This window comes from Streptomyces sp. NPDC047315 (genome assembly GCF_040643215.1).
GTDB lineage: Bacteria > Actinomycetota > Actinomycetes > Streptomycetales > Streptomycetaceae > Streptomyces.
The window spans coordinates 1-11,468 of the sequence record NZ_JBEYTZ010000075.1; the positions used below are offsets into that span (position 1 = coordinate 1).

Below are 11,468 nucleotides of genomic sequence, written 5' to 3' on the forward strand. Positions count from 1 at the left end.
TTCCTCGTGCCGTCGATGGCCATCGAACTCCTCAACTCCGGCGTGCCCGACCGCTACGACCTCTCCGGCGTCCTGCTGCTCAGCTCCTCCGCCGCCGCCCTCCCCGCCCCCGTCGCCCAGGCCCTCACCGAAGCCCTGCCGAAGGCCACCGTCGTCAACGTATACATCTCATCCGAGGCCGCCCCCGCGCACCCCCCCCCACACACACCGGAACACCCCGGGCACAGTCCGGAACAAGCCCCTCCCCAATGGCCGGAATCAGTGCCATGCTGGGTGCGGGCCGCCCCTCCCCGCCCCGTGCAGAGGGGACCTCCCGGGGCCCATCCGAGCCCAGGCTGCGCGCGGGCGGGCCCCGCCCGCTGTAGTGGGCACCGGGCGGCGCGGCCGGGGTGTCCTCCACCGGCTGGAACGACGCGGAGAGCCAGGGCAACTGTCCGTCAGCAGGCCGGGCGGTGCAGGACGGCGAGGCGGTCACGGTCGTCGAGGCTCAGCGATTCGGTGCAGGACGCGACCAGCCCGTCCCCCGAGGCGAGAGCCGCACGGGTGTTGTTCTCGACCCGGGACGCGAAGTCCTCCAGCAGCCACTTCGGGCCCTGGAGCGTCCACGTCGGTGCGGTGCCCCGTGCTGTTCATCTCCTGGAGCAATGAGATCTCGGTCGGACGGTGGCCGTCCGACCGAGATCTCGAGGACGGTCGGCAGCCCTACGCCGGATCGATGCGGGACACGCTGCCGCCGATGGCGAGCACGTACAACTCGCCGTCGCCGTCCTGGACGAACGAGATGACTTCGCCGCCGTTGACTCCGAGGTCGCTCTGGCCGGTCACCTTGCCGTTGCGCATCTGCAGAGCGCGGACGGTTCCGTCGCAGTAGTCGCTGAAGAGGTACTGCCCCTTGAGGCCCGGGATCTCATCCCCCCGGTAGACGTATCCGCCGGTGACCGAGCAGCCCAGCCCGTTGCGGTCGTACTCGTAGACCGGCGGCACATGGTTGGCGGGCTCGGGCCGCCCTCGGAAGGGGTGGGTGCCCTCCATCTGGGACCAGCCGTAGTTCTCGCCGCCCTTGCTCCGCCCGGACGCCCAGTCGATCTCTTCCCAGTCGTTCTGGCCGACATCGCCAATCAGCATGTCGCCCGTGCGTGCGTCGAAGGAGAACCGCCACGGGTTGCGCAGCCCGTAGGCCCAGATCTCGTCCTTTGCGTTCGGGTCGTTGACGAACGGGTTGTCCGGCGGGATCGCGTACGGCTTGCCGCCGGTCGGGTCGATCCGCAGCACCTTGCCGAGCAGCGTGTCGAGATTCTGACCGTAGCCGTGCGGGTCGCCCCCCGCGCCGCCGTCACCGAAGGCGATGTAGAGGTATCCGTCGGGCCCGAACCTGATATCACCGCCGTTGTGGTTCGAGTACGGCTGCGTCTGGGTGAGGACGGTGCGCCGGGTCTCTGGCTGGATCTTGCCGCGCTTCACGGCGAACTCGTCGATGGTGCTGGTGCCTTCGAGGTTGGTGAACGAGATGTAGAAGTGTTTGAAGTTCTTGTCGAACGCGATGCCCAGCAGGCCGCGTTCGCCGTCGATCGTGGTCTCGCGGGATATGTCGAGGACCGGTTTGCCGAGCCCCCTTTCACCCAGGACTCGCACGGTGCCGGCGCGTTCGGCTATCCAGACGGTGCCGCCGGGACCGGCGGCACCGGCGATGGGATTCTTGGCTGTGGCCACTTGCGTGAGCACGACCTTCGTCTGTTGACGTTCGGCGACGGGCTCGTCGGCGGACGCTGTGGTCAGAGCGAGGGACGCGATGAGACAGATGGTGCCGATGATCGCCGAGCTTCTGGTGTGAATTTTCACCGTAAGCCTCCTGGAGGCGGCGAGTGGGGAGGTCACCCGGCTGCCTGGGCATGGTGCTGCTGGGGGGTGCCCGTGCGCCAGCACGCAACTGGGTGTGGGGGTGTGCCGCTGGCTACGGTTGAGGATACGGGGGACGGTGCGGCTTGGCGTAGACCAATACCCGATCCACCACAGGCTCCATGCCCGACAAAAGCTCCCATGGCACCAAAGGCCCCTGCCGGACTTCCCCGACAGGGCGCCGAAGTCGAGGCGGGCGGCACGAACGGCGCCCCCCCTCAGATCCGGTCATGGGGGGGGGCGGCCAGACTGAGCAGGGGTAGGAGGAAGGGGGTTGAGGCTGGCGGCGGTGAACCGGGCGCTGGTGAGGGTGAGGCGCTGGGTCCCGGCGAGGCGTCGTCGGCTCTGGCTCGCCCGTCCGGGCCAGACACCCGACAAGCGGAAATGACACACCACCCCAAGCCTGACCCCGCCGACCTTGACCTCACCCAGGTTCAGTGGACCGTCTCCTCCTACAGCGGAGGCGTAGGCGACTGTGTTGAGGAGTCCGGGAAACCGCAGGTGGGGAGCGCAAGTGGCTCCCTCTCCGTCGGCGGGAGGGCTGACCGGACGGCGTCCGGCCCGCTGCCCGCTGTCCAGACAGCGCGGTTAGCGGGCGAGGGTGAGGGTGACGGAGGGGTCGGGACAGCCAGTGGCGATCCCTTGGAGTGCGGTGTGCTCGGCGGGGTCGACTGCCAGCTGACACCGGGTCTTCACCACGACCCAGTCGGTGAGGTAGCGGCAGGTCGCCGAGGCGGCGGGCGGCATCCATTCAGCCGGATCGCGATCGGCCTTGGACTTGCCTGGCTCCCGCAATGGTCTGCCCTGCGGCAGCTCCCGGCGACGGCGACCGGCCAGTGGCCTACCACATGGTCCCGCCCTGGACCCGACCATGGTCGGGTGGTGCTCCTGCGGCTGCATGCGGCGGTCCCGGGTGACGCCAGCCGTCATCCACCAGGTCGTGGACGCGGCGTGTGAGGCGGAACGCCGTGGCGGCCCGAGCGCTCGCGGACGCCGCGCGACACGGACGCCACCCAGGTGGCACTGACCGCACCGCCGCGTTCGGTAGGCGCGGTACGGGAGTTCGGCCGTGACGAACTCGACCCCGAACAGCACCACCGGGCCCTGCTCGACTGCGCGAAGGAGATCGGCTGGCGGGCTGCGGCGCGCACGGGTCGCGGGCGTGCTCGTCCTCACCGTGGCGTAGGCGGACGCCACGACGACGACCCGCACCCGCGCCCACTCCGGCGCCTTGGCGACGGGCGGCAGGACGTCGCGCAGTGCCCCGCTGGCGTGGGCGGGCAAAGAACCGGCGGCGGCACGGGTCTTGGGTGCGGTCGTTGTCTTCGCCGAGTTCCGGTCGCGGTGGCTACGTTCTTCGCATTTGGGCGCGACTGTCGGTGACGGTCGTTAGGGTGAATGGCTGAGGGGATCTATCTCCCCTCTTCGCCCGCGGAAGGGCGGCCCGCCCCTCCGTTCCCTGGATGCCCCCGACGGCGGCTGACCGGTACCTGAGCCTCCTCGGCTTGCCTCCCGGCCGGGTGCGACTGGGACACACCCACGGCCACCAGGGCGCTCCCGTCGGCGGCCCGCCAAGCCCCCTGCCCGTCGTGCTCTACTCTCCCGGCGCCAACGCGTCACGGTCGTTTGGCACGGGCATCGTGGAAGACCTCGCCAGTCACGGCTTTGTGGTGGTCACCGTCGACCACACCTACGACGCGGCGGTAGTCGCGTTCCCTGGTGGACGCGTCGAGACGAATCCGATGGGCGGGATCAGCGACTACACCAAGGCCCTCGCGGTCAGAACCGCCGACATCCGCTTCGTCCTGGACCGGCTCGCCGTCCTCCGCTCGGGCGGTCACTCTGGTGTGTGCCGGACTCCGCTGCTCGATGGCCTGTGCGGAGCACTCGACCTGCAACGTGTCGGGATGCTCGGCCACTCCCTGGGCGGCGCCACTACCGCTGTGACGATGCTCACCGACGAGCGGATCATGGCGGGAGTGAGCCTGGACGGAGGTGCGGCGGGCTCGGTGATGGACGCCGGTCTCGACCGCCCGTTCCTGGTCGTGGATACCCCGGGCAAGGGTGGCATGGAGAGCAACCCCGCCCTGCGCGCGTTCTGGTCGAGTCTGCGCGGTTGGCGTCTGCATGTGACCGTACGGGGAGCCGCGCACCAGTCGTTCGGCGACGACGTGCTGATCCTGCCGCTGATCGCTCCTCTCCTGGGCATGTCACCGCACAATTTGGAAGAAGAGGTCGGGACAATTCCCGGGCACCGGGCGCAGGCGTTCCAACGTGCCTATCCGCGAGCCTTCTTCGACCTCCACCTCCGCGACCGGGGGCGTCTGCTCGACGGTCCCTCCCCGGACTTCCCCGAGGTCGGCCACGCCCGGTGAAACGCCCTGGCGCCGGACCCGTGATGCCGATGGTGGCCGGGAGGCGGCCTGCCAGTTCCTGTTGGAGACCGTCGCTGTTGGCGACACCGCCAACAGCGAACTCCTCCTCCAGGCCATGATCGGCGCCCTGCTCGCTCCGCAGCAGCAGTCCGCCGCGCAGCAGCGCAGGAACACGGACAATTGCCCGGAGAGAAGGCCTGCCACAGCCTTGGCTGGCAGGCGGCGCAGAGCACCTGTCCCGAGGAGAAGACCCCGCGCCGGCTGAAGCAGCTGCTCGTCTGGTGGCGGGCGTCCGCGCTGCTGAGGTTCGGCAAGCAGGTGGTCGACGAGCTCCTTGACCGCTGCCGCGCCGCGGGGGCGGCGATCCGGGCCCGGGTCGATCCGGTGGGGGACATCGCGCTCGCCGCCGTCGACGTCGCCGCGGTCGTCTCCACCGTCCGCGGTAGGTTCGCCCGCCGCCACGTCCTGGCCGAAGCCCGCCGACACCTGCTGGAGACCCTCCGCGCCCACTCCGGCGCAGCGGGCCGCCGCCGTCCAGGCCCACCAGCAGGCCGCGATGCCCGACGAGTGTGTGGAAGGCCGGACGACCGACCCGGCGACGTGGCTGCGCACACCGGAGAACCTGGGCCGGCTCGCCGCCTTCACTCGCGCCGCCGACACCCGCCGCCGCGCCATGGAGAACCGGAAGGCCCCGGCCGCCGATCCGGCCGGCCCAGGCGGCTAGCACCGCCAAGAGCACGAGCAGCAGCACCAGCGGCCGAACCTTGACCCCGGTCAAGGGGCGTGCGGCGCGGAGTGCAGGTGATGGCCGGGCCTTAAGTGTGTGTTGCTTTTGCCGGGATTATTACTGAGAGTGTTGATTGCGGCGTAAAGTGATTGGGTGGCTGTGTTGATCGAGGCACGGACGGCAGTCCGGTTGTTGCCGGTGCGCTGAAGCCGGTCGGCGTCGATGAGAGCGGCGGCGAGGGCGGCGTCGTCGGCTGCGTAGCAGAGAGTGCTTGGATTGTCGTCGAGCGTGGCTTCGACGGCGGTGTGCAGGAGACGGAGGCTGAGGTGCCGTAGGTGGGTTTCGTCGTTGCGTGAGGAGACCGCTGAGCGGTATCCGGTCATGAGCTGGGTCAGGCCGTGTGGGGGTTCCTCGGAGGGGTCAGCGCGTACGGCGGCGCCGAGTTCGGCCTTGGCGAGGAGGATGCCCAAGAGCAGCGCGGTGTCGGAGCGCTTGGGGCCGTTCGGCCGGAGTTTCGGGTCTGGCGTTGGGGCAACGCCGAGTTCGTCCAGCGCGCGGTAGAGGGCACCGGCGCTGGACGGACGACGTCTCGAGGGACGCGCCATCGCGCTAGGGGTGTTAGGAGTGAGCGGGGCCCGGCGGCGCCGCTTGGGCTTGGCGGCCTTCACCGGTTTGGGCATGGTCAGGGTGGCCTTGCTCATGCGGTCGTAGGTGCGGGTCATGTGGGCGATCTCGTCCTGGAACATGGTCAGGACCTCGTAGTCGGCGACCTGGTCGCCGAGGGGGTTGATGGCCCCAGACAACGAACGGCGTAGTTCGGTGTTGATCCGGCGCATCCGTAGGGACGCGTTCTCGGCGATCTTCGCTGGGTCGGTCGTGATCATGTAGCCGCCGCGGTAGGCGAGGAACGCCTTGCACTTCTGGTGACGTGGTCACGGATGTAGCCCTTGGCACGCTCGAACTGCCCGTCGGTGGCGTGGGTCCGGTCGGTGATGTGCTCTCGCAGGAGCAAGACATCATCGCCGGCTTCGTCGAACAGGTGCCAGGCGAGTTCGGGAAGGTGCTGGGTGGGCACGGGGGCCGCCCGCGTGCCAGCGCCTGGAGACGCTGGGCGCGCCTGCCTAGTCATGACTGGTCATCTCCTTCGGACAGGATGCGGGCCAGGTCGTCGTCCATGCTCTTGTCGCCGGTCGACAGTGCGGAGTCGCACCAGTCGAGCGCGGCCCGGATCCGCCGGTGATTGTCCAGGACCGCCCGCACTTCCCGTTCGGTGAACTCGGCAACGTGCAGCCCGGGGATCGTCCGCTGGAGATCGACTAGGAACGCTGTTCCGCTGCCGATCAGTTCCAACACTTCATTGGAGGACCGCTGGTGGTCGACGGCGGACTCCGGGCGGCGTACCTGCTGCACTTCTACGACTTCCTCCACCTCGTCAGTGCCGGCCCCGTCCCGCTCGTGGGAGTCGGCGAAGCGGGCGGCGGCGGCCTGTTCGCGCTGCTCGTGATGTGCCCGGTAGGGGATGCGCTGGTTCGATGGGTCAGCCATGACCTTGTGCGCGACGTCAACGCCACCGCCCTGATCGCACACATCCACATCTGATGAGGACAACGGGGCCGGGACGACTTGACTGGAAGACCGTGGCGCCCATGCGGCTCGCCATCGGCACGCCCGGCGAGGACCTGGGCACCGCCGCCAACGCGGGCGCGGTCCACACGTTCTCGCTGGCAGGGTCGGCCTGTCCGAACGACCGCTGGAGCGAGGCCGGCGACGGCGATGGCATCCCCGGTCCTCCGGGCGCGCCAACCAGTACCTGGGCAGGAACATCCACTTCTCGGCGACCCGGCTGTACGTCGGTATGCCCTCTGGGCGGCTGGCCACGGGCGCGCTCTACGCGCTGCCGATGTCCAACATGACACAGGGCGGCACGGTCGCGCCCACGACCGCGTACGGCCCGCTCCGGTGGCCTCCCGGCCACGGCGTGGCCGGCTACTCGGCTCGCCTGCCGGATCAGAGCAGGTCGGCGAGCGGCTCCACCGTTTCCCAGCGGCTGAGATACTCGGTCGCCGCGTGCGGGTCGAAATCGCGGTTGCTGACCCGCCGGGTCCGTTCGAGCACAGAGTCGTCCTCGGGGAAGAGCTTCCGCAGTTTCAACGTGGCGACGATGAAGTCGTCGCGGTCGGCGACGTTCACCCAACGCTTGAGGTGGGCAGGTGAGCGCAGCGGCTGCGGGCGCAGCCGCCCGCGGATGATCGAGCGCAGCCCGAGCGGCGATCCGAAGGTGACGAGCAGCGGCAGGGGCTGGCCGAGCCGGTGCAGTGCCTCGTAGGCGACGACGGTACCGAGCGAGTGGGCCAGGACGACCTTGGTGTCTGGGGTCACCCGGGACAGCACGGCCTCGATCGCGCCTTCCCGGACGCGCTCGTCGTCCAGGTAGGCGGCCACCTGTCCGAGGTGGAACGCGCCGGTGCTGCTGAGCGCGGCGAATCCGGAGCGAGCGATCGGGCCGAGCCGTCCCATCATCGAAACGAGCATGCGCAGCGGCTCCAACGGCCCCTGCTCGGGGCCGAGGTCGAGGGTCAGGCCCTCCAGGGCCTCAGCGGCTTCGTCGCTGTCGCCGGGATCGGAGGCGTGCCGACGGATGTTGTCGATGATGTCCAGGGCGACCCCCTTGCCGGTGGAAGCGATCGGCTCGGGCAGCAGTACGTCGAAGTCGTCGTTGGGCACATAATCCTTGTACAGGTGGCGGTAGTAGGCCGTGTCGACCGTCACGGTCCCGCCTTCGAGGCGGTCGGCCGTCTCCGCCCGGCCGTTGTTCCGCAGCGTTCGCGCAAGCGTTCGCGTCCAGTCCTCCCGCAGCTGCTGCTCGGTCTCGTCGTTGGGTCCGATGCAGTGCACCATGACCAGTTCTGCCATGTGTCTCCAGTCGCCCGCGCCAACCTCGTTCGCCACCCCAACGCGCCTGGCCGGGGCGCGAGTTCCCGGTATCCGGGCACAGCCATAATGCGCGCATGACAGCTGCGCGCAGAATGCTGGTGGTCGCGTCCCACTGGGATGTCCGCGAGAGGAAGAAAGAGGAGGACCGGCTGGTCCGACTCGAACCGTACGCCAACGAGTTGACGGAGCTCTTACTGGACCCGAAGCGCGGTTTGTACGTGCCCGCGTACAGTGACGGGCTGCTGCTGAACCCGCGGACGGTGTCCGAGGTGACCGATGCGGTGGAGGAGGCGTTCAGGGAGGCGCAGTCGGCGCGCGCCTCACTGCTGCTCGGGTTCCTCGGCCACGGGTTTCACCGAAAGGGGGCCGATTTCCTCTTCCCGATCAGCTCCACACCGGCCACGCCCGGCCCGGAGACGGCCTTCGACCTGCCCGGCGAGGTCGGCCGGATGACCAAGCGGTACGGGGGCGTGCCGGAGCTGGCCCTCGTGGTCGATGGGTGCTTCTCGGGCCACGCCCTCCTGGCCGCCGTCGAGGGCTGGATCAGAACCGCCATGCAAGCCGGCCGCACGGTCGAGGTCTTGACCTCTTCCAACGACCGGGTCTCCTACGACCTGCAGTTCTCGCGAATCCTCAACCGGCTTGTCCGCCACGGGGACATACGGCTCGAACCGTTCCTGGAGACCAAGGAGGTCCACCTGACGCTCCAGACGCTGCTCCAGGGTCAGATTCCGCAGGCGGTCTCGTTCAACGGGGGCACCAGCTCGCGCCGGGTCCCGTCGAAGTCGTGGATCGCCCGCAACGTGGCGCACGACCGCAAGCTGAGTGTGCTGGCAGGTTCTCCCGACCAACGGGTCCTGGTGGCCGCCCTGCGCCACTTCCAGCCGCCCGTGGAACTGGGCCGGATCGCACGGCTCGTCCGCCTGAACCGGCTCGTGGCCGTGGTCGGCGCCATGGGTACGGGCAAGACGACGATTGCGACGGCGCTCGCCCGCCCCGAGCTACTCCCCGAGGACGAGGCGGACACTGCCGCGACGGTGTGCGCCGTTGTACGGCTCAGTGACGCCGGGTGGACGTCCGGGACGGCCGTCGGGCAGCTGGCCCGTCAGCTCGGCCGGTACCTGCCGGGTTTCGATGCCGCGCGTAGGGCCTACGAGGCACGGGTCCCCGAGGCGAGGCGCGCGCTGCTGCCCAGCACGGTCGCGGAGGTGGCGGGACCACTCGGCCTGATGGAGGCGCGCGAGCCGGTGCGCGTGGTTCTGGACGGCCTCGACCAGGTTAAGACGCCGTTTCTGTTGGCTTGATCGTTCGTTGATCCGTGTATGACGGATCTGGTTGTGCGTTTGGTGCCGGATGAGTTGTGGGTGTTGTTCCGGCGGGTGGTGTCGCCGACGGAGATCAAGCGTCCGCAGGGCGGGGGCAAGCGGAGGGCGGGTGATCGTGAGGCTCTGGCCGCGATCATCTTCGTGGCTACCTCCGGTTGCACCTGGCGGCAGTTGCCGCCGGTGTTCGGGCCGTGCTGGCAGACGGTGTACCGCCGCTTCGCCCAGTGGAGCCGGGAGAGGGTCTGGGCCCGGCTCCACCGGGTCATCCTCGACGAACTCGGCGCCCGCGGGGAACTGGACTGGTCGCGGTGCGCGATCGACTCCGTGAGTGTGAGGGCCGCAAAAGGGGGCCACTGACCGGACCGAATCCGACCGACCGTGGCAAGAGCGGATCGAAAATCCACCTCATCACGGACCGGAACGGACTCCCGCTTTCGCTGGGGATCTCCGGCGCCAACATGCACGACAGCCTCGGCCTGGAGCCCCTCGTGCGGGGGATCCCGCCCATCCGCTCCCGCCGCGGACCGCGCCGCCGACGACCCGCGAAGCTGCACGGGGACAAGGGATACGACTACGCCCACCTGCGCCGATGGCTTCGCGGCAGAGGCATCCGCCACAGGATCGCCCGCAAGGGAATCGAGTCTTCCACACGGCTTGGCCGCCACCGCTGGGTGGTCGAGCGCACTGTTTCGTGGCTGGCCGGCTGCCGACGTCTGCACCGCCGGTATGAACGCAAGCCCGAACACTTCCTCACCTTCGTCGGCATAGCCGCAGCCCTCATTTGTCACCGCAGACTCACCAACTGAAACGGTGTCTAACTGACCCAGGGCAGTGGCAGCAAACAATCGCCCGAAGTCCCGATTTTGCAAGAGGCCAAGCCGGGAGGATTTTGCCATGGAATACCCTGCTGTCGAATTGTCGATGTCTCTCTAATGGCTTCAACGACTACGGATGGTCGACTCCGAACTCGTAGACCACTTCCCGGCGCATGTCCGGAATGACCATGTCGGCTGTCTCCACCGGGCGTCCGTCCGTGTCGAAGATGGTCCGCTCGATCTGCAGCACGAGGTCTCCCAGGCTGATCCCCAGGAGGTTCGCCTGCACCTGGGTGGCACGGGCCGGGCGCGGCACCTCGACCACAGTCGAGATGGCCACGCCAATGGAACGCATGCGCTCGACCACACCCTTACCCGCGAGGGGACCCATCTCGGGCAGCACGATCGGCGTTCCATCCGTGATAGCCATCGGCTCCCAGGATTCGGAAAGCTGGACAGGTTGCCCGTCGGCGAGGAACTCGTAATGCGTACAGACACAGAGGTCCCCGGGACTGATGGTGAGCCGCTCGGCGATTGGCTCGGGGGCTGGGACTCGGACCTGACTGTGTGAATCCCAGGCGTCGGCCCTGCCCCGCTCCCTTCTGTCCTGCCAAGGAAGAGAACTCTCCCGGCGTTCGCGGTGCCGCGAGCGGATCAGTCGGAGGCGCTCTCGCGGCCTGCGGACGTAGGTGCCCGAGCCGGCGCGGCCTTCGAGGAGACCCTCGATGATCAAACGGTCCATGGCCCTTTGTATGACGTTGCGTCCGACCCCGTACTCCACGGCAAGCCGAGCCCGGGACGGCAGGCGCTCCCCGATCTCCCACTCTCCGGAGAGAATCCGCGCGCGCAGCACGTCGGCTACTGCGAGGTACGGCGCCTCTCGGGGCATGGATGATCCTCCGGTTGTCCTGCTCTGCGGCAGCTGGTCATTTCCAGGGGCTTTGGCAAGTTACTGCACCAGGGAAAAGCTGCTGGAGTAGAAATACGCTCCGAGCTCATGCGCCTACGGAGGTAGCCGGCGAGAAGACCAACTCGCCGCTGATCGGCCGCCAAGGCGCGGACATAGCCTGCTGGTGCGGGGGCAGCGGCCCGGCAAGGTGACCGGCTGCTGCCGGTCCGTAGAGGCGCAGGGCTGGAGGAAACCGAGGACTCGGGGCAGCCGCGCTCGGGCGGATAGCGACGTGCCGAACCGTTACGGCGCGTCGTACCTGCTCGTGGCGCTCTGCGCGGGGCGGATAACCGCCTTGCCGGAGTCGAGGTCGACAGAGCTGGGGGGTGCACAGGATTCGGCGTCGTCCCTGAGTAGGTGTTTGTGATCCCTGGCCGTGAGGTGTGTACGGCTGGATGATCTGGATTGTGGGGGCTGACGGGACAGCTCGGCGGTACTGCCGAGAGT

12 protein-coding genes are annotated in these 11,468 nt (G+C 68.8%); 4 read left to right on the forward strand and 8 right to left on the reverse strand.

Features of this window, described 5'->3' with window-relative positions:
• Positions 1-702: 702 nt before the first annotated feature.
• Together ABZ842_RS38305 and ABZ842_RS38310 are read right to left on the reverse strand one after the other, a co-directional pair.
• Positions 703-1,839, reverse strand: a complete 1,137-nt coding sequence (locus tag ABZ842_RS38305; RefSeq protein ID WP_361548347.1) for a PQQ-dependent sugar dehydrogenase — start codon at positions 1,837-1,839, stop codon at positions 703-705.
• Positions 1,840-2,484: 645 nt separating this feature from the next.
• Complete coding sequence (locus ABZ842_RS38310) at positions 2,485-2,643, reverse strand: hypothetical protein (RefSeq protein ID WP_361548350.1); 159 nt, start codon at positions 2,641-2,643, stop codon at positions 2,485-2,487.
• A 716-nt stretch (positions 2,644-3,359) separates the two neighbouring features.
• Here ABZ842_RS38310 and ABZ842_RS38315 point away from each other — a divergent pair.
• The gene (locus ABZ842_RS38315; protein ID WP_361548353.1) at positions 3,360-4,271 is read left to right on the forward strand and encodes a lipase; all 912 of its coding nucleotides are present in this window, start codon (positions 3,360-3,362) and stop codon (positions 4,269-4,271) included.
• Positions 4,272-4,827: 556 nt separating this feature from the next.
• Positions 4,828-4,995, forward strand: coding sequence for a hypothetical protein (locus tag ABZ842_RS38320; protein WP_361548356.1), 168 nt, complete (start codon positions 4,828-4,830; stop codon positions 4,993-4,995).
• A gap of 50 nt (positions 4,996-5,045) precedes the next feature.
• Here ABZ842_RS38320 and ABZ842_RS38325 read toward each other — a convergent pair whose 3' ends face one another.
• From ABZ842_RS38325 to ABZ842_RS38340, 4 genes are all read right to left on the reverse strand, one after another.
• Positions 5,046-5,882, reverse strand: coding sequence for a hypothetical protein (locus tag ABZ842_RS38325; RefSeq protein ID WP_361548359.1), 837 nt, complete (start codon positions 5,880-5,882; stop codon positions 5,046-5,048).
• Positions 5,879-6,073 (reverse strand): hypothetical protein, encoded by a 195-nt coding sequence (locus ABZ842_RS38330; protein ID WP_361548362.1) that lies wholly within the window; start codon positions 6,071-6,073, stop codon positions 5,879-5,881. Before ABZ842_RS38330 ends, ABZ842_RS38325 begins: the two co-directional genes overlap by 4 nt.
• 50 nt (positions 6,074-6,123) lie before the next feature.
• Positions 6,124-6,543, reverse strand: a complete 420-nt coding sequence (locus ABZ842_RS38335; protein ID WP_361548365.1) for a DUF6192 family protein — start codon at positions 6,541-6,543, stop codon at positions 6,124-6,126.
• Positions 6,544-7,005: 462 nt separating this feature from the next.
• Positions 7,006-7,911: a hypothetical protein gene (locus ABZ842_RS38340; protein WP_361548368.1), complete on the reverse strand. Its 906-nt coding sequence runs from the start codon at positions 7,909-7,911 to the stop codon at positions 7,006-7,008.
• Positions 7,912-8,024: 113 nt separating this feature from the next.
• On the opposite strand from ABZ842_RS38340, the gene ABZ842_RS38345 reads away from it, so the two are divergent.
• Entirely contained in the window at positions 8,025-9,236 is a 1,212-nt protein-coding gene (locus tag ABZ842_RS38345) for a hypothetical protein (protein WP_361548371.1), read from the forward strand.
• Positions 9,237-9,254: 18 nt separating this feature from the next.
• Positions 9,255-10,063, forward strand: a protein-coding gene (locus tag ABZ842_RS38350) for an IS5 family transposase (protein WP_361548374.1) whose coding sequence is annotated in 2 segments (ribosomal slippage) — positions 9,255-9,602 and positions 9,605-10,063 — 807 coding nt in all. Because the reading frame shifts where the segments join, the coding sequence is not laid out codon by codon here.
• Positions 10,064-10,202: 139 nt separating this feature from the next.
• Here the strand turns inward: ABZ842_RS38350 and ABZ842_RS38355 are convergent.
• Together ABZ842_RS38355 and ABZ842_RS38360 are read right to left on the reverse strand one after the other, a co-directional pair.
• Positions 10,203-10,961 (reverse strand): GntR family transcriptional regulator, encoded by a 759-nt coding sequence (locus ABZ842_RS38355; RefSeq protein WP_361548377.1) that lies wholly within the window; start codon positions 10,959-10,961, stop codon positions 10,203-10,205.
• A 303-nt stretch (positions 10,962-11,264) separates the two neighbouring features.
• The gene (locus tag ABZ842_RS38360) at positions 11,265-11,447 is read right to left on the reverse strand and encodes a DUF6191 domain-containing protein (RefSeq protein ID WP_361548380.1); all 183 of its coding nucleotides are present in this window, start codon (positions 11,445-11,447) and stop codon (positions 11,265-11,267) included.
• Between the last annotated feature and the right edge of the window lie 21 nt (positions 11,448-11,468).

What these genes read in the sequence shown, in the direction of transcription:
- ABZ842_RS38345 (WP_361548371.1), top strand. Translation starts at nt 8,025, where the DNA reads ATGCTGGTGGTCGCGTCCCACTGGGATGTCCGCGAGAGGAAGAAAGAG.
- ABZ842_RS38310 (WP_361548350.1), bottom strand. Translation starts at nt 2,643, where the DNA reads ATGCCGCCCGCCGCCTCGGCGACCTGCCGCTACCTCACCGACTGGGTC.
- ABZ842_RS38325 (WP_361548359.1), bottom strand. Translation starts at nt 5,882, where the DNA reads ATGATCACGACCGACCCAGCGAAGATCGCCGAGAACGCGTCCCTACGG.
- ABZ842_RS38335 (WP_361548365.1), bottom strand. Translation starts at nt 6,543, where the DNA reads ATGGCTGACCCATCGAACCAGCGCATCCCCTACCGGGCACATCACGAG.
- ABZ842_RS38315 (WP_361548353.1), top strand. Translation starts at nt 3,360, where the DNA reads ATGCCCCCGACGGCGGCTGACCGGTACCTGAGCCTCCTCGGCTTGCCT.
- ABZ842_RS38340 (WP_361548368.1), bottom strand. Translation starts at nt 7,911, where the DNA reads ATGGCAGAACTGGTCATGGTGCACTGCATCGGACCCAACGACGAGACC.
- ABZ842_RS38320 (WP_361548356.1), top strand. Translation starts at nt 4,828, where the DNA reads ATGCCCGACGAGTGTGTGGAAGGCCGGACGACCGACCCGGCGACGTGG.
- ABZ842_RS38355 (WP_361548377.1), bottom strand. Translation starts at nt 10,961, where the DNA reads ATGCCCCGAGAGGCGCCGTACCTCGCAGTAGCCGACGTGCTGCGCGCG.